This is a genomic window from Vibrio sp. V04_P4A5T148 (assembly GCF_963875605.1).
GTDB classification, from domain to species: domain Bacteria; phylum Pseudomonadota; class Gammaproteobacteria; order Enterobacterales; family Vibrionaceae; genus Vibrio; species Vibrio anguillarum.
This window is the reverse complement of sequence record NZ_CAWNMS010000036.1, coordinates 72,220-92,915: the sequence shown is the minus strand read 5'-3', so window position 1 is coordinate 92,915 and position 20,696 is coordinate 72,220. Positions and strand designations below refer to the sequence as shown.

Sequence of the window (20,696 nt, the reverse complement as noted above, 5' to 3'; positions counted from 1 at the left end):
TACGCAAGATCTACACAGAGACAGTGTCTAAATAACAATAACAAGGAGAAGGCTCAATGCTTAATTCACAAACTCTCGCGTTGCCCAAGCAACTAACAGGGTTGCAAAAGAGTGCAAGAAGCTTCATTTTTCGCTGTCTACAGCGTTTAGACGTCGGCACTTTAACCATCATTGAAACATTTTCCAATGAAGGCGCGTCCAGTCAGGAGACTTTTGGCGTACTTAAAGAGCATCAACCCCATGCAACTATTGAAATACATCACCCTCATTTTTATGCTCGTTTATTAAAAGGGGGTAGTATTGCAGCGGGTGAAGCTTACATGGATGGTTGGTGGGATAGTCCGAATTTGACCAGCCTAATGGAACTGATGGCTCGTAATGTCAGTGCATTAGATGGCATTGAAGCTCGCAGTAGTGTGTTGACCAAACTTTTTTATAAAGTCAGCCATTGGCTCAACCGAAATTCAATCGATAAAGCCAAAGAGAATATTCATGCCCACTACGATCTAGGCAATGATCTCTACCACACCTTTTTAGACAGTAATATGCTCTATTCCAGCGCTTTGTTTCTGCATCCGGATGAAACGTTAGAGCAGGCGCAAATCAATAAAATGGAACGTTTGTGCCAGCAGTTGCAACTCAAAGCAAGCGACCACGTGATTGAGATTGGCACCGGTTGGGGTGCGATGGCGATTTACATGGCCAAAACTTACGGTTGTCAGGTCACGACGACGACTATTTCTGAAGAGCAGCATTACTACACCGCGCAGCAAATAGAGCGGCAGGGGCTGGAGAGTCAAATCACCTTGCTTAAGCAAGATTACCGCCTGCTACAAGGTCAGTACGATAAATTAGTCTCGATAGAGATGATCGAAGCGGTCGGTAAAGAGTACCTCGCCTCTTATATTGAAAAGTGCCAGTCACTACTAAAACCCAATGGTTTGATGGCGATTCAAGCCATTACCATTGCTGATCAACGTTATGATTATTACAGCAATAATGTCGATTTCATTCAGAAATACATTTTCCCCGGCGGTTTTTTACCCTCAATTACTGCATTGACAACGGCGGCGACACAGCACAGTGATTTAGTGGTTCGCAACCTGTTTGATCTTGGTCCTGACTATGCGAATACGCTTGCTCATTGGCGTCACCGTTTTGAGCTTGCAAAACATCAGGTTTCACAACTTGGGTATGATGAGCGATTCACGCGTATGTGGCGTTACTATTTCTGCTACTGCGAGGGTGGATTTTTAGCAAAATCCATCAGCACTGTACATATGACTTTGCAAAGACCGATGTAATGAAAACGCTGTTTGCTGTCTCTCTTTGGTTTCAAGCGATCTGGTTTGTTGCTGTGTTGGGGACAGAACGTTTGCAGTGGTTGGCATTGGCCATGATGTTAGCCGCATTGATGTTTTCCTTGCGGCACTTTTCCTATCCTTTGGAAAGAGTGATTGCGTTAACTATGGTGGGTATTGTTATCGATGCCCTTAATCAGTATTTCGGACTATTCCGCTTTGCTACCAATGATTTTCCCATTTGGTTAATGGTGTTGTGGGGCGCTTTTTCTTGGTATGCCGCTCATTTAGTGGTGCTGATGAAACGTTATCCATCCAAACTCATTTGTTTGATGGTCGGCGTGTTAGGCAGTTTAAGTTATTGGGCGGCAGAACGTTTAGGCGCTGTACATTTTGATTGGCCATTGGGTTTGACTATGGGCATCTTGTGGCTGCAGTGGATGATGATCGGTGCATTAATACTTAGGGTATTTAGCGATGATGTTAGCAAAGAGAAATAGGCTAAGAAAATTCAACCTGTTACTGATAGTGATTGCCTTTCACAGCTTTGTGAATAACGCTTTTGCGGCGGTGGCAGACGATAAACTGACCGAATGGCAAACTTGGCCAGTGATTGGCCAAGCAAATTTAAGCTGGTTATGGCTAGATATTTATTCCTCGCAGCTTCGTACCCCATCAGGGCAGTACGAGCAAGGAAGCGATTTATCGCCCCATCCCTTGGCGCTTGAAATTGAATATCAGCGCGACATCAGTAGTAAACAGCTGGTGGAATCGACCGCAGAGCAGTGGCAAAAACTCAAATTAACCGAGCAACAAATTGCACCGTGGCTGGTGCACCTATCGTCCATTTTCCCCAGCGTTACTGAGGGCGATCGCTTGATTTACACCTCTGATGGGCAGCAGGGCGCTTTTATTTTTCATCCTAAGAACGGTGTTCAAGCGCAGGTTGGTACAGTAGTTGATGAAGCGTTAAATGACGCCTTTCTCGCGATATGGCTGTCGCCACAGACGCAATACCCACACTTACGCAAACAATTGATAGGAATGCAACCATGAAAGCGATAGCCAGACGCAGTTATCTGTTACTTTTACTTTGGTTAGTGGGGTGCAGCGCTGATCTCACTCAATACCAATCCACGCAACCTAAGTTTGATCTATTTGAATACTTCTCTGGTCGAACGTTAGCATGGGGGATGGTGCAAGATTATACGGGGATGCAAACGCGTCGTTTCGAGGTTGCCATCGACGGAATAGTTGAGGGGAATAAACTCACTTTGGTTGAAGACTTCAATTTTGATGATGGTGAAAAAAGCCAAAGAGTATGGGTGATTGAACGTTTTGCTGATGGAAAATATATCGGCCAAGCGGATGATGTATTAGGCCAAGCCCAAGGGGAAGAAGTGGGTAACGCTTTGCGTTGGCAATATGATTTTTCCTTACCTTATGGTGATTCTACGCTAACCGTTACCTTTGACGACTGGCTTTATCGGCAAGATGAAAAGCGGGTGTTTAACCTGACTAAAATTAAAAAATTTGGTATCGAGGTCGGTAAACTAACGCTGTTCTTTGAAAAACAATAAGGCTCCTTTCGGAGCCTTATTGTGCTGATCATATGGCTTTGGAATTATCGCTGTTCTGCGCGTGGCGCTCTTGGTTTAGAGGTTTGAGCAAACGGTTTGCCTTTACTTGTCGGGCGAGAGTGTGCAGGTTTAGATGCACCGCCTTGGTTTTTCTTACCGTTGTCTGTCGCGCTGCTAGCGCGTGATTTGCTTGGTGAAGTAGCGCTCTCTTTACGCGGGTTAAGAGCATCAAAGCCCGGCTGAGTTTTGGTGTGTTTGGTCGCAAAACGGTTCGCTCCGTGACGGCCAGATTTACGACGCTGCGCAGGCGTGAGTGCATCGACATCATTCGCAGGCACTAAGCAGTTAGGTTTATCACCAATCAAATGCTTTTTACCCATGTTGATCAAGGCTTCACGGATAATCGGCCAGTTTAATGGGTCATGATAGCGTAACAGCGCTTTGTGCAGCCTGCGTTGACGCTCTCCCTTCGCGACAGTCACTTCTTCACGTTTTTTGTATTTCACCCGTTTGAGCGGGTTAGTCTCTGAGTAATACATCGCGGTTGCATTACACATTGGCGATGGATAGAAGTTCTGCACCTGATCACACTCAAAATTGTTTGATTTTAGCCACAGTGCCAAATTGAGCATATCTTCATCTTCCGTACCGGGATGCGCGGAAATAAAGTACGGGATGAGGTACTGTTTCTTACCTGCTTCAGCGCTGTACTTCTCAAACATCTCTTTGAAGCGATTATAGGTGCCCATGCCCGGTTTCATCATCAGATCGAGCGGATTCTTCTCGGTATGTTCTGGGGCGATCTTGAGATAGCCTCCTACGTGATGCGTGACCAATTCACGTACATATTCAGGAGATTCAATCGCCAAGTCATAACGCACACCAGAGGCGATCATCACTTTTTTAATGCCTTTGACTTTGCGCGCTTCACGATAGAGATCAATCGTATGTTTGTGGTCGGTATTGAGCTTATGGCAAATTCCGGGGAAAACACACGATGGGCGGCGGCAGTTCATCTCAGCTTTAGGATCACTACAACCTAAACGGTACATGTTCGCCGTTGGCCCACCCAAATCCGAAATGGTTCCAGTAAAGCCGGGAACTTTATCGCGGATCTCTTCCATCTCATTCAAAATCGACTCTTTTGAACGGTTTTGGATAATGCGCCCTTCATGTTCGGTAATCGAGCAGAATGAACAACCACCAAAGCAGCCGCGCATGATATTAACTGAGGTTTTGATCATGTCATAAGCAGGAATTTTACTTTTGCCATACATAGGGTGAGGCACGCGTGCGTAGCTCAGGCCAAACACGTAATCCATCTCTTCTGTGGTGAGTGGGATCGGGGCTTGGTTGACCCACAACTCACGGTCGCCATGGCGCTGGATCAGCGCCCGGCCAGAGTAGGGGTTGGTTTCTAAATGCAGTACACGGCTTGCATGCGCGTATAAAATCCGGTCATTATTGAGCTTTTCAAAAGCAGGCAAACGAACCGCTGTTGTTGCGGCATCATGGCGAGAAGGACGAATGGTGATTGGCTTTGCTTCGGCTTCTTTTTCTTGATTAGTTTCACACTGCGTTTCCACCGCGTAAGGGTTCACAGGAACAAACGCTTTACCCGGTTTCTCAATGCGTGATGAGTCAATGATGGTGTAATGCTCAGGCTCAGCGGCCAGGTTCACGGCCGTGCCGCGAATATTGGTCATATCAGCGATGTTATCGCCATTGGCTAAGCGGTGCGCTACTTCAACCAATGCGCGCTCTGCGTTACCAAACAGCAGTATGTCGGCTTTGGCATCAAACAGCACAGAACGGCGCACTTTGTCTGACCAATAATCATAATGGGCAACGCGGCGCAAACTTGCTTCAATACCACCGAGTACCAGTGGCACATCTTTATAAGCCTCACGACAACGCTGCGAATAGACAAGTGTGGCGCGATCTGGACGTTTGCCACCTTCATTATTGGGCGTATAGGCATCATCATGACGCAATTTTTTGTCAGAGGTGTAGCGGTTGATCATCGAATCCATATTTCCGGCCGTGATGCCAAAAAACAGGTTAGGTTTTCCCAGCGCCATGAAGGCGTCTTTATTTTGCCATTGCGGCTGGGCAATGATCCCAACGCGAAAGCCTTGCGCTTCAAGTAAACGGCCAATGATCGCCATACCAAAACTGGGGTGATCGACATAAGCGTCACCCGTGACGATCACGATGTCACAGCTGTCCCATCCTAGGGCATCCATCTCCTTTTTACTGGTTGGCAGGAAAGGTGCGCTTCCAAAGCACTCTGCCCAGTATTTTTTATATTGATGAATAGGAGTGACGTTGCTGTGCATATTTTGACCTCTGATTAATGAGCCGCGCATTATAACGACTTGCACTGGTAGTATCTAGCGGAACATTGGCTTTGCGTTCTATTTATAAGGAGAACTATTAATAAATGGAGTTTTAAAGGATTTGCTTATCCACTGTCTTTAAAAATATCATCAACTTGCATCGTGGCTCCATGGTTGGCAGGCAGATTTGTGGCAGAAGAAAAGCAAAAAGCCGATTTCTTGTGTGAAATCGGCTTCGGAGGTCGCTTTCTTCTATTAAGGTTAGAGAGTCTTACGACGACGCAGCCAACCACAAGCGAATAATACAGTTAAAATAGCACCACCTAAGCTGCCTCCACCGCCGTTTGAGCGAGTATCAATCGGTGGAAGTGAGTCCAACAGCTGTGAGTCATAACTGAATTGGTTTAATATAGCTTTGCTCTGAGTATCATCACTAAAGTATGAACGTCTGTAAACTATCCTTACTTTGTTTGTATCCTCATACATAGAAAGAACTTCTGAACCATTCCAGCCGTTGTAGTAAGTCTTTTTGAGCTTACCATTTACATACACATCAGCAGTATCATGAACGCTGTTGGAAACCACCTGATAGTTAAACTTGAGTCGCCCTTTAGGCAAATTGTCTAACACTAAAACCGACTCTTGCCCTTGCTGTAAAGTAGGGGTTTGCAAACTGTCGCTTTGTACAGCCCAAGCATGATCATTTACATGTGTATTATGAGTTGGCAAATTGGTCAAGAGATTAACTATTGCTGCTGGTGCTGCTGCCAGAGCATCAAAATAACGCCAAGCATAGACGTGGCCACTGGTTACGCTACTTGAGTCAAATGACAGTTTGATATGACCTTGTGTTAGCGTTGTCACTTCATACTCGACATCAACATAGCAAGAATCGTTAGCCCCAAGAGTTATTGGACAAGTATTGTTGATGGTATCAATTTGAGTACCTATTGAACCTGTAACAATTAGATTGGTTAAGTTGAATGTATTTAAGCTCGTATTAGTGAATATAAATTTTTGAGAATCTCGACCAGCACGTACAATTCCAAGATCTTGTTTCTGGCGATATGAAAGGCCTAAACGCTGATCGGCAAGCCAATCAGTGAAAGCACTGAGTTTTGTATACACGCCAGGCTTATTCGCTTCTGCACAGCTGCTGCCCCAGCTAACAACGCCCATCTGTCTTATGCCGTTATTGGTTTGGAAAAAAATTGGACCACCGCTGTCACCATCACAAGAGTCTTTACCCGCTACACCTGCACAAAATACGTTATTGCCTTGTGTTGTATAACTACCACCTTTAGTGCGGCATTCCTCAATTGGCATGAAGGGAACATTTACCTGATGTAAAATTTTTGGATAATCGCCAGTTTTCGCATTACGAGCACCAAAACCGATAACAGTAAGTGGATCATCCTTGCTTAGCTCGTCAAAATCGTCAGATAGTGCAATTTGGCTAGATTGATTTAATACAGGGATGTGCTCAAGTACTAGTACCGCAATATCATTTCCAGCTTGTGCGTAGGTATAAGAGTCATGGACATAGATTTGTTTTACTTGGATACGCTCGGCTGCATTGATGTTGTCCATATTAAACGCCCCCACTATTACATCGAGTGTGGCAGGGTCTTTTTTGTCAACACAGTGTGCGGCAGTTAAAACGTAGCGTTCGCCGATAAAACTACCACCGCAGAATGCACTACTTCCATTACGTTTTGTGAGCGCCACCATATATGGCCATTGGCTTGGATTTGCCGCTTCTCCACCAATAATACGGTTTGATATTCCGGATTCCGTTCCAGAAGCACTGAACTCAAAAGATGTAAACAGAAGCGCTCCTAGCGCGACTGAAAAAAGGGGTTTGTTCATGAGTACCTCGGATTAGTTTTTCCAACACCTCTTGGGTGTGGGAACGGTACCATATAGTGGCTAATGAATCTCGTCAATCAATGATAATTATCATATCGACAATATATATTAATCAGATAAGGCAAGTTAATGTATTTCAGTAGCTTACAAAATGAACCAATTGGTCATTTTGTATCCATTATTTTCTTTCGATTACGATAGTTCTAGGCTACTCCTTTTGAGGTGTATTGATGTTCGGCGTTTTTTATATGGCTTGTCTGGCCTAAAATAATAAATAAGCAACTGCATTTACATCATTAGTGCTAACTCACGGCTTGTGATTAAGTTTTGCTCTATGCTGTGCCATTAATGGTAAATCATTTGAATGAGTTGGAGTCTATATGACACAGGTGAAGTCTCAAGAGCTACGAGAAAAGGCAGTGCTTCGAGAACCGCCAGTGGCTCGATATGATGCGATTGATTGGTCGTTTAACCTGACGACTTCCGAGTTTATTTGTGATCTGAAAGCGGAGAATGCGTTATTTCATTCCAGTGTTTCGATAGCCAATATCCAAGAACTCTTGCTCTATATGACGCCGAGCAAAGCTGCAGAGATGAAGCGCTGCTTCAAGTATGTGATTGAAAGTGGCAAAAGCCATGCTTTAAATTGCAACCTTGTTATTTCGGATCAGGCGTTAACTTATGTGGAGATTTTTATCGAGCGTACTTCTCTCACGCAGTTGCAAGGTACGATTCGACCGCTGCTCAAATTGGAATCATTGCAAGAGGTGGCCAAGCTTTTTGAAGGAGTGTTTGATAATACACATCATGGTTTGATCCTAACCGACGATCAAACGCGGGTTTTGGCTTGTAACCACTATTTTGAGCAGCATTCAGGTTTCAAACAAAATGAGCTACTTGGATTAAAAGCCAACCTATTTAATGCAGGCAAGCATTCCAAAGAGTTTTACCAATCGATGTGGCATGACATCAACACCAAAGATCATTGGAGCGGTGTCATTCTCAATCGTCGGGCATCTGGGCTGGTTGCACCACAAGAATTAACTATTCAAAAAATCGTACTGCAAGATGGTCGAGTGTTCTTTGTAGGGATGACGCTTGATTTAGCCGATAATCTTCACCGCGTAGCCGATACGGCACTTGGGGATATCGATCTTTTGACGCAACTGCCTACCGAACAAAAGTTTAAAGCCTTGCTCGAAACATATTGCATGGAGTACCCCAAAGGCCAAACACAAATTGTTTTGGCTTTTCAACCTGCGTTTGAATCAGATCGACACCATGTAGAAACTTTAATGCTTTCCAGTTTTTTGGCGCGCTGTAAAGAAGCTAAGTTGGTGGGCTATGTGGGAAAAGATATTTATTTAGTGAGTTTGAGTTGTTCAGAGTGCCAAAAAAACACAGATTTTCGTCTCATCCAGCATGCGATCCGTCGCTTTATGAAAGAGTTAAAGAACGAATCCAGCTCACATACCGCGATTATTAATGGCCGAATTGGTGTGTCTGTTTTAGGGTTCGATGCAAAAACGCCAGCTCGAATGGTGACGCATGCGATGCAAGCAATGCTTGAACAACATGCAGGGGAAGCGCGTAACATCAGTTTCTATCACAGTGAAATACATCAACAAGTGAAACGTAGAAAAAACTTGGAAGACAGAGTCGCTAAAGCGATTGCGCAGAAAGACTTGGAGATACACTACCAACCGATTGTCGATACTAAAACATGGAACATTGCGAAATTCGAAGCGTTATGCCGTTTTAAGCCTGTGCCCGATTTACCTTTTACCACGCAAGAAATGATTGGTATCGCGGAAGATCTGGATTTGATTGCCGAGCTTGATCGTTGTGTCAGTATCTTGTCTTTGCAAGATTTACCCAAGATAAAAACCTTGTTTGGCCAAGGTGTTGGGGTAACAATCAACCGCTCTTTCAATACCAAAATGGATGCGACGCAGATTTTAACCAATACCATGGAGATCATTGATCGCTACACGGATACGCCTCAATCAGTCACCATTGAGCTAACTGAAAGCGCCTATTTTGATAGCCAATCTCATCAGGTTGATGCCCTCAATGCTCTTCGATCGCGTGGCGTAACGGTTGCGATTGATGATTTTGGTACGGGTTATTCCTCTTTTACCTACCTCAGTGATTGCAATTTTGATTATTTAAAAATAGATCGCGAGTTTGTCACGGACATTCAGGTCAACAGCAATAAGTACAGCATTGTTAAAATGATCACTGAGCTGTCGCACACACTCGGCGTGAAAGTGGTTGCTGAAGGGGTGGAAACAGAGCATGAGGTTTGGGTGCTTAAATCATTGGGCATTGACTACATACAAGGCTATATTTTTTCAAAACCACTACCGCTTAAGGAACTGGTTCGGGCCAAGGAGTATCGTAACCGTTTTGTGTATTCAGGCGCTAAAGTGGAACAAGAGCGAAAGCCCAACTGTTTGCTCAATTTGTTCAAAGAGGGGAAACCACATCTGGATCCCAGTGAGCCAATCTCTCTTGCTTATCAGTATATTAAAGCGACTAAAGTTGATGTGCTGCCAGTCGTTAATCAAGGAGAGTGTGTCGGCATCGTCGATGTAGCCTCACTCAATTTATATCTGACGCCGAACATGGGGACCGATCTTGAAACCACGCGTGAAGCGGCCGTATGGCGTAAGCCCGTGAATCAGATCATGAAATTTCATTTCACTCAGCTTGACGCGTACACCGAGCTGAATCAAGTGGTGAATTTGATCGAAAAAGGACATGCGTTTCCATGGGTACTGGTCGATAACACTCGTTACAAAGGCTTATTGACTCAAGCGGACGTGCTGAGGTATTTGGCCGAAAGTCAGTAACCTTCTCTGGGCATCCGCGCTTACTCTTTGCTATTATCGCGTCCAGATGTTTCCAGATGATGTTTAGATTATGATTCAAACCTTACTTTCTGTTTTTTCACCCATGCTGCTCGGTGCGCAAATCTTACTGACGTTAGTGCTGGTCAAAGGGGATATTTGTCCTGGACAACGTGGCCGTATTCATCGCGTCTTGCCAGCCATTGGTGTGCTTTGGTTGGCAGTGGCTTCACTAAAAATTGAAGCCTTTTTGGTCGTCTTTTCCATCTTCTATTTCTATTCACAAGTTCAAACCAAGAAAACTCGAGATGAAGGCCCGTTATGGACACTGTATTTGGCGAATGGCCTTGCCTTGGCTTATGTCGCGATTCAGATATCAGAGCAGGGTCATTGGTCAGCTTCTATCGCCATGTTGCTGTTGGTTGGTTTGTTGGGCGCGAGTTTCTCGCACCTTCTACTAACGATAGCGCGCTCGCGTTTACAAGCTTTCCATCGAGTTCTACCCGTTGTGGGCATTCTCTGCTCGATGGGCATCGCTTTATGCGTTGTGCCGCACGCGTACGGGTTAGATGACGAAACGTTGGCTCAAGCAACATTGCCGTTACTAACGACATTCGGTTTCATGATTGCAGGTATTATCGTGTGGTGCTGGCATATCCTGTTTGCCAAAAGCGCTGAGAAAATTCAATTAACGGCAGCCTTGTTATTGATGTTGGCTGCCAGTATTTGTTTTCAAGGTTTGTTTAATCTCTAGACCTGGGTCACTCTTTAGTGCGAATTTTACCGCTAGTCTTTAGTGGTCTCTTTGCTATAGGAGTGAGCCATGGATTTGAGTAACGTCAGCCGTTTTGATAGCAATATATTACTTGGCATCGTCAATGAGAAGCTACGCTTAGAGTGTGATAGCTTCGAAGAGCTTGCCAGTATGTATGAAATGGATAGAGAAAATGTAGTCGGTAAGCTGGATGTTTTAGGTTACCAATACGACCCACTGACCAACCAATTTAAAGCGAACCAACGCTAGTGCTAAGCAGCGTGCAGTGACAGTTAACCAACCGCACTGTCATTCAAATAGCCATGTCGACACGACGAATAGTTTAAGCCATCTTGATCCCGTCAAGGTGGCTTTTGCATTGTTGGCGCGCGGTGGCAAAAAAAGCTTGTAAATAGTGGCGATCTTTTTCGCTGTGGCGTGTTGCGGCAAATAGTCGACGCCATAAACCTTTCCCTAGTGGCTTGCTGGTGATAAGCCCCTGCCTAGAGAACTCGCTGATGGCCCAATTTGGCAGTGCTGCCACACCTAATCCAGCAGAGACCATTTGTACTAGCATCAAAGTGTTGTCGGCTTGTTTCCACTTCGCGGGTTCAACACTAGCAGGTTGTAGAAAGTGTTTCACCACATCCAAACGCTGCTTTTGTACGGGGTAAGTGAGCATCGTTTGTGAGGCGAGATCCTCTGGTTCAATCACCGATTTTCCTGCAAGTGGGTGAGTTGTAGAGGTGATAAGGCGCATTTCAAAATCAAAGAGTGGTTCGTAATGTACCTCTGAGCGAGGCAAAATATCGGAAGTGATGACCAAATCAAGTTCGCCGGCCAGCAATGCGGGTAAAGGTTCAAAGCCAAAGCCGGACGAAAAATCTAACGTCACACTTGGCCAAGCAAGCTGGTATTCGCGCAGCGCTGGCATCAACCATTGAAAGCAAGAGTGACATTCAATCGCCATGTGTAAGCGCCCATTGACGTCTTCTTTCAAACTGGCTAAATCATTTTCAGCTCTGGCCAGCTTTGGCAGGATCTCGTCAGCCAGTTTCAGTAGGATCTCTCCTTCTGAGGTAAATTTCACTGGGCGAGTTTTACGTAGAAACAGTGGCCCGCCAATGCGTGTTTCGAGATCTTTAACCTGATGTGAAAGGGCCGATTGCGTCAAATGGAGCGCGGTAGCTGTTGAGGTGAGTGAGCCGCTGTCCCTTAAAGAAACTAAAGTCTTTAGATGCTTAAGTTCAATCATTGCCATTATTTTCCTTCATTCCTTTGAGAGAACGGTGGTTGATACCAATATCGTGGGTTGCATCAACACGGTGACCATTCTGCTGTTCTGAGCTAAGTTACGCTTTTAATATGGAGCTGTAAACATCTAGACGTCTATTTATCTTGATGTCAATTAAAGCTCTCTGCAATCAACATGAATTTTTTTAATAAACAAGTTGAATAATTGCACCTTGTCTGTAGGTCAGTTTAGATGGATAGTCTAGCCATCCAGACATCTTTATCTCATGCGATAAAGAATCAGACACGATCAACAGCAAAAGGACTAGGGACATGGCAACGACGACTCACATCTTAGGTTATCCACGCATTGGTGAAAAACGCGAACTGAAATTTGCGTTAGAAAAATATTGGCGTGGCGAAAGCGATCAAGCGCAGTTATTGCAAGTGGGGCATGACATTCGTCAGAAAAACTGGGCTGAGCAGCAACAAGCGGGTCTGAGCTTTTCAACCGTAGGCGATTTCGCTTGGTATGATCACGTACTCACAACCACATTGCTCCTTGGACACGTTCCTAAACGTCATAAAAACGGCTTTCCTGATTTAGATACACTCTTTCGCGTTGGACGTGGTCAATCACAAGCGGGTTGCGGCTGTAGCGGAAGTGCAGCTTCTGATATGACTAAATGGTTTAATACCAATTATCACTACCTTGTGCCGGAGTTCAGCCAAGACGATACGTTCGAAGTCAGCTGGCCTCAACTGTTTGAGGAAGTCAATGAAGCGTCGAAAGCAGACCACCAAGTTAAGCCTGTACTGCTTGGCCCGCTGAGCTACCTCTACTTGGGTAAAGAGGTCGAAGAGGGATTTGATCGCCTGACCTTACTGCCTCGTTTATTGACCGCTTATCAAGCAATTTTAGCTAAGCTTGCTAAACAAGGAGTGGAATGGGTACAAATCGATGAGCCTATTTTAGCGTTAGAGCTGGAACCAAAGTGGCAAGATGCATTTAAGTTGGCTTATCAAGTGATCGCTGGTGATGTAAAACTGTTACTGACTACTTATTTTGATTCGGTGCTTGATACGCTCGATAAAATCATTGAGCTACCAGTAAATGGATTGCACATCGATCTCTCCGCTTCTGCCGATCAATTGAACGCGGTACTAGAGAAATTACCAAAAAATTGGGTACTCTCGGCAGGTGTGGTCAATGGACGCAATGTGTGGCGCGCCGATCTTGCGACGTTATTGGCTCGTTTACAGCCAGTGAAGCAGCAACTGGGGGATCGTCTGTGGATTGCGAGCTCGTGTTCACTCTTGCATAGCCCGGTCGATTTAGATCTTGAGCAGCAGCTCAGTGATGAAGTACAAAGTTGGTTTGCATTTGCCAAACAAAAAGTGACAGAAGTTGCTTTACTTGGTAAGGCACTGGACGGTGATGACGCGGCGATTCTGGCCTGTGAAACTTATAGCCAACCGATACTTGCACGTAAAACGGCAACTCACGTTAATAAACCGCATGTACAGGCGAGAGTCAACAGCATAACGGCGGCACTCTCTGAGCGCAGTGCACCTTATTCAGAGCGCGCTCATCACCAAGCTGAAGTGTTAGGGTTGCCATTTTTGCCAACGACAACCATAGGCTCATTCCCTCAAACGAGTGAGATCCGCCATCAGCGCAGTGCTTACCGCCAAGGTAAACTGGCACACGCTGATTATATAAATGCATTGAAAGGGCACATTGCCGATGCAGTAAAACGTCAAGAGGCACTTGATCTCGATGTGTTAGTGCACGGTGAAGCTGAGCGTAACGACATGGTGGAGTACTTTGCTGAAAACTTAGCCGGTTTCCAGACTACGCAATTTGGCTGGGTGCAAAGTTACGGCTCACGCTGCGTAAAACCGGCTATCGTGGTGGCCGATATTGAACGTGAAAAACCGATAACGGTGGAGTGGTCTACTTATGCTCAATCATTGACTGCGAAGCAAATGAAAGGAATGTTGACTGGGCCTGTAACGATTTTATGCTGGACGTTTCCTCGTGAAGATGTTTCTCGTCAAACCATCACTCAGCAGTTGGCTTTTGCTTTGCGTGATGAAGTGGCAGACCTGCAGCAAGCGGGCATTAACATCATCCAAATTGATGAACCTGCGATTCGTGAAGGGTTGCCATTGAAGAAGCGTGACCATCAAGCATATCTGGCGTGGGCGGTTGAGGCATTTAAAATTGCGGCGGCGAGTGCGAAACCCGAAACGCAGATCCACACTCACATGTGTTACAGCGAATTTAATGAAATCATTGACTCAGTAGCGGCACTGGATGCCGATGTGATTACGATTGAAACTTCTCGCTCGAATATGGAACTGCTCAAAGCGTTTGAAGAGTTTAACTACCCGAATGAAATTGGCCCAGGTGTGTACGATATTCACTCGCCAAACATTCCCTCTCAAGAGTGGATTGAAGGTTTGTTGCGTAAAGCGGCGGAAAAAATTCCAGCAGAGAGATTATGGGTTAACCCTGATTGCGGCTTAAAAACGCGCAATTGGAATGAAGTGGAGGCAGCACTGACCAACTTAGTGTCAGCAGCTAAAGCGCTGCGCAAAGAGCTTAAACCCCAGCAAAGTTAAGCCACATTAATCTTGACAGAGGCCTCAAATGAAGCCTCTGTTTTTTACGAATAAAGTGGTGGTCATCACTAATAAAGGGAGGACTATTGTGCCGAACAAGTTGCTTTACTAATGAATTGGTCCACAACAAGTTGGCCCCGCGTATTGCGCATTTTAATTCGATAAGTTAAGCCGAGGTCGAGGTTAGCGCGTGTGGTTGAATCCGAGCAGTAGGTATTGATGCTGGTTTTCAACACTTGATCAATCGGCTTTGCTCCTTTTTGACCCTCATTGTAAATCATCATAATTTCCACCGTACTGCCTTTAGCACTGGCACGCATCACGGACAAAGGACCAAACTCTAAGGGTAACTCAGCGCTAATCACATTCGCGCGATTACTGGCTACGGCTTCCAAATATTTTTGCTGATCACCATTCGAGCTACAACCCACCAGTACCAGCGTTGTAAACAGGGCACAGAGAATGACTTTCATCTTAAAACACTTTCTTGAAGGGTTTAACGATAACATGTTGATACACACCGGCAGCAACATAAGGATCGGCATCCGCCCATGCTTGAGCTTGTCTTAAAGAATCAAACTCAGCGATGACTGTTGACCCCGTAAACCCAGCTTCTGCTGGATTCTCCGAATCAATTGCTGGCATTGGCCCTGCGGTTAATAGACGACCTTCATCTTGCAAGGTTTGTAAGCGCTCTAAATGTTGTGGCCGGACACTCATGCGTTTTTCCAACGAGTTTTCTACGTCTTGAGAGAAAATAACGTACCACATATTGATATCCTTATTGTTTGATAATGAAGTCGAGGCCTTACTGTACTGAAACTGGCGCGTATTGAAAGCAACCAAACTGAATTTCTGTGATCAGTTGCTAGGCTTAATCGGTCGAGGGCGGCCATCGGTATCAATGGCGACATAATTGAAGGTTGCTTCACATACTTGGAAACGATCTCCCACGCTGTCGTATTTGATGGGTTTTACCCATACTTCAAGATTGACTGACATTGAAGTGCGGCCAATTTTGGTGCATTCACCATAACAACACACCACATCACCTACCTTGACGGGTTTTTTAAACGTAATGCTAGAAACAGACACAGTGACAACGCGGCCAAATGAGATCTCTTTGGCTAAAATTGCGCCAGCCAAGTCGAGTTGAGACATGATCCAACCGCCGAAAATGTCACCGTTGGCGTTAGTATCTGCTGGCATGGCTAAGGTGCGTAGCAATAATTGGCCTCTTGGGGCACTATTTTCCTGATTCATTTTTCGACATCCACAACAACAAAACAGCGACCAAAGTGGTCGCTGAAAAATAGGGACGGATTATACCAAAGACAGCCTGTTTTGCACTCAAAGAGTCCTCTGAATGAATCCTAGCGAGAAGGTTAGTGCAATCAGTGCTCGTGCGAGGAGGGTTTGCTCTCGGAAACTTGCTTCTCTTTTGGCAGGTGTTTGTAGATAAAAACGCCTGTTAATAAGGTATAAACAAAAGTTGCGGCTAATAAGCCAAATACTTTGAAGTTGACCCAAACATCCAATGGCAGTTGATATGCAATGTAGATGTTTAGTACAGCGCAAACGCTGAAAAAGAAAACCCACGCCCAGTTGATTTTTGCCCATACGTGTTCAGGTAAGGTTAGCTCTTTGCCAAGCATTCCTTTAATGGCTGATTTGCCCATGATGTGGCTGATGGTCAAGCCCAAGGCAAAAACAACGTAAACAATGGTGACTTTCCATTTAATGAAATTGTCATCGTGAAAGAAAATCGTCATACCACCGAAGATAGTCACCATCAAAAACGTGATGATCTGCATTTTTTCAACTTTCTTATACAGTGCGTAGGTCAGGGCAATCTGTACCGCACTGGCCACGATAAGTGCCCCTGTGGCGACATAGATGTCGTACATCTTGAAAAGGGCAAAAAAGATGATGAGTGGTATAAAATCAATAAGTTGTTTCATTCGTGTTCATGCTTCCGATTTAAACGTTGCGCACAGTCTAACCAAAACCGTGTCAGAGCTAAATAGAAAGAGACAATTCGAAACAAATTAACTAGAAATGGATCAGCGTTCCCAGCCGCTGGTTTCAAGTTGTGGTATTGCTCGTTTCATGTCTTCTAGATAGCCTTCACTTTTTAAATTGGCGACGGCTATCTGCAATTCTTCATCTGTCATTGAAAAACAGGAATCTTTGCCAGTAATTAAGCCTAGATATTGGTGGTATTCAAATTCACTGAAATGGCCAATCCGATCGATAACCAATTCTCGGATCCCGTGGTGAATCAAACCATAATAAGTATCACGATCAATATCCATTACTCATACTCCAAGTCGATTCGTGCTAACGCCAAAAGTTTGCCGCTGCTATGTGGCACGAAAGAGGTGTCGTTTATTATAGCAATCGCAATGCCAACTTTATCGTCAGTCATAGGGCGCTTTAATGATTAACTTTAGTATGAGAACTGTTTTTTTTGCAAATTGCGACGCAAAAAGAAAGCCGCATAGAATGCGGCTTGTATTGGATCAATGATGCTCTGTGATGAGTTAGGCTTTTTGCTGCTTCAATGAGGCCTCAGTGGCTTCTTCTTCAATCAAAGCATCAACAATAACGGCACACGCGGCATCCCCTGTGATGTTGAGCGCGGTACGGATCATGTCGAAGATACGGTCAAGGGCGAATAGTAGTGGCAAACCTTCAATTGGAATTCCAGCCGCTAGCAAAACGGCCACTACAAGGAAAGAAGGACCAGGAACACCTGCTTGACCGACGGCGCCCAGTGTCGCTGTTACGATGATGGCAATGTAAGCGCCCATCGAGAGATCAATATTGAATAGCTGTGCGAAGAAAATCGCAACTAAACCGTAATAGATGGCGTTGCCAGACATGTTGATGGTGGCACCTAACGGCAGAACAAAGGCGGCAGTTGAGTTGCGTACGCCAAGGTCGTGTTCTACGGTATCCATAGTGACAGGGAGTGTCGCCATTGATGACGCGGTTGAAAGGGCTACGGCTTGAGGCTTTTTCATCGCAAGGATAAATTTCTTAGCCGACGTCTTGGTTAAGACCTGAATCATCAGCGGGTAAGCAATAAAGCCGAAAATTAAAATGGCCGCGACATAAACCAAAAAGAGTTTAAACACCACCATCAGTGCACCAAAACCAAACGTGCCGACGGCTTCAGCCATCAAACCGAATACACCGATAGGCGCGATGATCATCACTTTGTTGATCATCCACACTATGGCATCAACAATGGTGTTTACACCATTGATGATCGGGTCACGTTTTTCTTTGCTCTGTTTAGAAATGGCAATGCCAAAGAACAAGCAAAAAACAAGGATTTGTAGAATGTTGGCATTATTCAGTGACTGGAAAACGTTGGTTGGGATCATACCCGTAATGGTTGCCCAAAAAGTAGGTAGTTCACCTTTTGCTGCGTATTCGGCAGAAAACATACCTTCAACGCCCGAAATATCGACGCCGATACCCGGTTGGAAGACTTCGCCCATTACCAGTGCCAGTGTCACGGCGAGTGCGGAAGTGACCGCAAAAAAGCTGAGTGTGACAAAACCGACTTTACCCGCCGCGTGGCTATTACCAAGGCCCGCAGCACCGGAAATAAGCGCAACGGCCACCAGTGGGATCACCAGCATCTTAATTAGGTTGATAAAAATGACACCCAGTGGCGAAAAAACGGCCGCATCGTGTCCCATCATGGCACCAACGGCAGTACCAATGATCATTGCAATGACGACTTGCACGCCAATGTTGCTTAACAAACTCTTTTTGTTTAACACTTCCATAACCTCTGTGCTAATTAATTGTAAATTCCTAGTGTTACCCACTACATAAATATCAATCGGTGGATAAATATTTCGACTAGCTTTTTACACGGATATTTTACATTTAGCAATATGGTAACAAGGTAAATTGACAAGATTATTGATAGTTCATTGACATGAAACGTGGTTTTTTCAAAAAGAAAACGTTTGCTATTTGTTTTGTCAATTCAATGAGTGGTTGATTTGTGTTTTGTGAATGAATTTGGCGAGGCGTAAATGTTAAAAAAAGATCGATTTCTTGGTTTGACTCAGAAATCGATCGGGTTGGTTTTTGCTGTAAACCAATTTATTTCAACGTCGCTGCTTTCATGCTGGAAACGAAATGGCGGAGAGTCGTTAACATTTCATCTGGCTGATTAAGTCGTTGTTCAATAATTTTCACCACTGCGGATCCCGATATTGCGCCAGCGGCACCGGCGGTGATGGCCTGTTTGACTTGCTCAGGTTCTGATATCCCAAACCCAAGCAATGCGGGTGGGGCATCAAATTGGTTCAGTCTTTCCAACAAGGCATGTACTGGCATATTGGCTTTTGTTTCTGCTCCTGTCACACCGGATCGAGACAGTAGATAAGTATAGCCACGGCCAAGTTTGGCGACCGCGGCTAGGGTCTCATCACTGGCGGTGGGTGGTGCGATGAAAATGGGTTGAATCCCGTATTTGTCTGCCGCCGCGACAAATTCACGGCTTTCATTAGTCGGAACATCGGCGATCAATACTGAATCCACACCTGCATTTTTACAGCGTTGGTAGAAGTTCTCGATGCCGCGTGAATAAACGAGGTTGGCATACATGAGTAGTCCGATAGGCAGGTCGGGATATTGCGCGCGAATTTTGGTGATCAACTCAAAGCAGATATCTGGAGTCGTCCCTGCATCCAGTGCACGAATATTCGCCCCTTGGATGGTTGGGCCATCAGCGAGCGGATCAGAGAAAGGGATACCGAGTTCTAATGCGTCTGCTCCTGCTTCCACTAGCGTTTGCATGATGCGCAGTGATTGCTCTGGATCTGGGTCCCCGATGGTCACAAATGGAACAAACGCACCTTGATTGTTGTCAGCTAAACGCTGAAATAGGGTTTGATAGCGATCCATTACAGCGCTCCTTTCTCTTCTAATAGTTTATGGACGGTGAAAATATCTTTATCGCCGCGACCGGATAGATTCACGACCAATAACTGCTCTTTTTCTGGCTCGGCATACGCCATCTTCACGGCGTAAGCAACCGCATGTGATGATTCCAGCGCGGGAATAATGCCTTCGTTACGTGCGATCGATTGGAAAGCATCGAGTGCTTCATCATCGGTAATGCTTTCGTACTCAGCGCGGCCTGTCGCATAAAGATGAGCGTGCTGAGGGCCAACAGAAGGGAAATCAAGCCCAGCGGACACCGAGTAAGACTCTTCCACTTGCCCGTTTTCATCTTGCATCAAAGGTGATTTCATGCCGAAGAAAATACCTGTTTTGCCGTGCTTCAATGGCGCGCCATGCTGGTGGGTATGAATGCCTTTTCCTGCTGGCTCAATGCCAATCAAACGGACATTCTTTTCTTCAATAAAGTCAGCAAACATGCCAATCGCGTTCGAACCGCCGCCGACACAAGCAAGCACCGCATCTGGTAAACGACCTTCGCGAGCCAAAATTTGCAGTTTCGTTTCTTCGCCAATCATGCGTTGAAATTCACGGACTATGGTTGGAAATGGGTGAGGCCCCGCTGCAGTACCTAATAAATAGTGGGTGGTTTCATAGGTGGCAGACCAGTCACGTAGCGCTTCATTGCACGCATCTTTAAGTGTTGCTGATCCTGAATGAACGGGGATCACTTCTGCGCCCATTAGCTTCATACGAAACACGTTGGGGCTTTGGCGTTCAACATCTTTTGCACCCATATAAACGCGACATTTTAGCCCCAGTAGTGCGCAGGCCAACGCTGTTGCAACACCATGTTGTCCTGCGCCTGTTTCGGCAATGATTTCATGTTTACCCATACGCTTAGCAAGCAGTGCCTGACCAAGTACTTGGTTAGTTTTGTGTGCGCCACCGTGCAATAAGTCTTCACGTTTTAAGTACAATTTGGTTTTTGTGCCTTTCGTGAGGTTTCGCGTCAAAGTTAGCGCCGTTGGCCGACCTGCATACTCTTGTAGTAACGTCATGAATTCAGCACGAAATTCAGGATCTTCCTGCGCATCAATAAAAGCTTGTTCCAATTGGTCAAGCGCTGGTACTAAAATTTGTGGAACGTATTGACCACCGTATTCGCCAAAATAGGCATCGAGTTTTGCCATGATTCGTATCCTTAG

At 45.3% G+C, this 20,696-nt stretch carries 19 protein-coding genes; 8 read left to right on the top strand and 11 right to left on the bottom strand.

What is annotated here, in order from left to right; genetic code table 11:
• The first annotated feature begins 56 nt into the window (after positions 1-56).
• Genes AACT18_RS07440 through AACT18_RS07425 form a run of 4 tightly spaced genes read left to right on the top strand, consistent with a single transcriptional unit; the run spans position 57 to position 2,881 of the window.
• On the top strand, positions 57-1,304 hold the full coding sequence (locus AACT18_RS07440; RefSeq protein ID WP_088732191.1) for an SAM-dependent methyltransferase: 1,248 nt from the start codon (positions 57-59) through the stop codon (positions 1,302-1,304).
• Positions 1,304-1,801, top strand: coding sequence for a DUF2878 domain-containing protein (locus AACT18_RS07435; protein ID WP_094125209.1), 498 nt, complete (start codon positions 1,304-1,306; stop codon positions 1,799-1,801). Before AACT18_RS07440 ends, AACT18_RS07435 begins: the two co-directional genes overlap by 1 nt.
• The gene (locus tag AACT18_RS07430; RefSeq protein WP_094125208.1) at positions 1,779-2,357 is read left to right on the top strand and encodes a chalcone isomerase family protein; all 579 of its coding nucleotides are present in this window, start codon (positions 1,779-1,781) and stop codon (positions 2,355-2,357) included. The genes AACT18_RS07435 and AACT18_RS07430 overlap by 23 nt, the downstream gene beginning before the upstream one ends.
• On the top strand, positions 2,354-2,881 hold the full coding sequence (locus AACT18_RS07425) for a DUF3833 domain-containing protein (protein ID WP_094125207.1): 528 nt from the start codon (positions 2,354-2,356) through the stop codon (positions 2,879-2,881). Before AACT18_RS07430 ends, AACT18_RS07425 begins: the two co-directional genes overlap by 4 nt.
• A gap of 44 nt (positions 2,882-2,925) precedes the next feature.
• On the opposite strand, the gene AACT18_RS07420 is transcribed toward AACT18_RS07425, so the two are convergent.
• Both AACT18_RS07420 and AACT18_RS07415 read right to left on the bottom strand, forming a co-directional pair.
• Complete coding sequence (locus AACT18_RS07420; protein WP_094125211.1) at positions 2,926-5,220, bottom strand: YgiQ family radical SAM protein; 2,295 nt, start codon at positions 5,218-5,220, stop codon at positions 2,926-2,928.
• A gap of 261 nt (positions 5,221-5,481) precedes the next feature.
• A complete protein-coding gene (locus AACT18_RS07415; protein WP_094143403.1) occupies positions 5,482-7,089 on the bottom strand; it encodes a trypsin-like serine protease in 1,608 nt (535 codons plus the stop codon).
• A gap of 380 nt (positions 7,090-7,469) precedes the next feature.
• Here AACT18_RS07415 and AACT18_RS07410 point away from each other — a divergent pair, with 380 nt between their 5' ends.
• The 3 genes from AACT18_RS07410 to AACT18_RS07400 all read left to right on the top strand — a co-directional run bounded on the left by AACT18_RS07410 (position 7,470) and on the right by AACT18_RS07400 (position 10,965).
• Positions 7,470-9,944 (top strand): sensor domain-containing phosphodiesterase, encoded by a 2,475-nt coding sequence (locus AACT18_RS07410; RefSeq protein WP_094125520.1) that lies wholly within the window; start codon positions 7,470-7,472, stop codon positions 9,942-9,944.
• Between the two features lie 70 nt (positions 9,945-10,014).
• Complete coding sequence (locus AACT18_RS07405) at positions 10,015-10,695, top strand: hypothetical protein (protein WP_094125519.1); 681 nt, start codon at positions 10,015-10,017, stop codon at positions 10,693-10,695.
• A 69-nt stretch (positions 10,696-10,764) separates the two neighbouring features.
• A complete protein-coding gene (locus AACT18_RS07400; protein WP_010316942.1) occupies positions 10,765-10,965 on the top strand; it encodes a DUF4250 domain-containing protein in 201 nt (66 codons plus the stop codon).
• A gap of 73 nt (positions 10,966-11,038) precedes the next feature.
• On the opposite strand, the gene metR is transcribed toward AACT18_RS07400, so the two are convergent.
• The gene (gene metR, locus AACT18_RS07395) at positions 11,039-11,950 is read right to left on the bottom strand and encodes an HTH-type transcriptional regulator MetR (protein WP_094125521.1); all 912 of its coding nucleotides are present in this window, start codon (positions 11,948-11,950) and stop codon (positions 11,039-11,041) included.
• A 311-nt stretch (positions 11,951-12,261) separates the two neighbouring features.
• Between metR and metE the strand changes: the two genes are divergently transcribed.
• The gene (metE, locus tag AACT18_RS07390; RefSeq protein ID WP_094125518.1) at positions 12,262-14,556 is read left to right on the top strand and encodes a 5-methyltetrahydropteroyltriglutamate--homocysteine S-methyltransferase; all 2,295 of its coding nucleotides are present in this window, start codon (positions 12,262-12,264) and stop codon (positions 14,554-14,556) included.
• Between the two features lie 83 nt (positions 14,557-14,639).
• Here the strand turns inward: metE and AACT18_RS07385 are convergent, their stop codons facing one another.
• From AACT18_RS07385 to trpB, 8 genes are all read right to left on the bottom strand, one after another.
• The gene (locus AACT18_RS07385) at positions 14,640-15,029 is read right to left on the bottom strand and encodes a GspS/AspS pilotin family protein (RefSeq protein WP_017047758.1); all 390 of its coding nucleotides are present in this window, start codon (positions 15,027-15,029) and stop codon (positions 14,640-14,642) included.
• Position 15,030: 1 nt separating this feature from the next.
• Positions 15,031-15,327 (bottom strand): YciI family protein, encoded by a 297-nt coding sequence (locus AACT18_RS07380; RefSeq protein WP_013857153.1) that lies wholly within the window; start codon positions 15,325-15,327, stop codon positions 15,031-15,033.
• A gap of 90 nt (positions 15,328-15,417) precedes the next feature.
• Positions 15,418-15,819 (bottom strand): acyl-CoA thioester hydrolase YciA, encoded by a 402-nt coding sequence (gene yciA, locus AACT18_RS07375; RefSeq protein WP_013857152.1) that lies wholly within the window; start codon positions 15,817-15,819, stop codon positions 15,418-15,420.
• Positions 15,820-15,950: 131 nt separating this feature from the next.
• Complete coding sequence (locus AACT18_RS07370; RefSeq protein WP_017042013.1) at positions 15,951-16,517, bottom strand: septation protein A; 567 nt, start codon at positions 16,515-16,517, stop codon at positions 15,951-15,953.
• Positions 16,518-16,619: 102 nt separating this feature from the next.
• Positions 16,620-16,871: a hypothetical protein gene (locus AACT18_RS07365; protein WP_013857149.1), complete on the bottom strand. Its 252-nt coding sequence runs from the start codon at positions 16,869-16,871 to the stop codon at positions 16,620-16,622.
• 228 nt (positions 16,872-17,099) lie between these two features.
• Positions 17,100-18,359, bottom strand: a complete 1,260-nt coding sequence (locus tag AACT18_RS07360; protein ID WP_161439594.1) for a dicarboxylate/amino acid:cation symporter — start codon at positions 18,357-18,359, stop codon at positions 17,100-17,102.
• 325 nt (positions 18,360-18,684) lie between these two features.
• Positions 18,685-19,491, bottom strand: a complete 807-nt coding sequence (gene trpA, locus AACT18_RS07355; RefSeq protein WP_094125516.1) for a tryptophan synthase subunit alpha — start codon at positions 19,489-19,491, stop codon at positions 18,685-18,687.
• Complete coding sequence (gene trpB, locus AACT18_RS07350; protein ID WP_013857145.1) at positions 19,491-20,681, bottom strand: tryptophan synthase subunit beta; 1,191 nt, start codon at positions 20,679-20,681, stop codon at positions 19,491-19,493. The genes trpA and trpB overlap by 1 nt, the downstream gene beginning before the upstream one ends.
• Between the last annotated feature and the right edge of the window lie 15 nt (positions 20,682-20,696).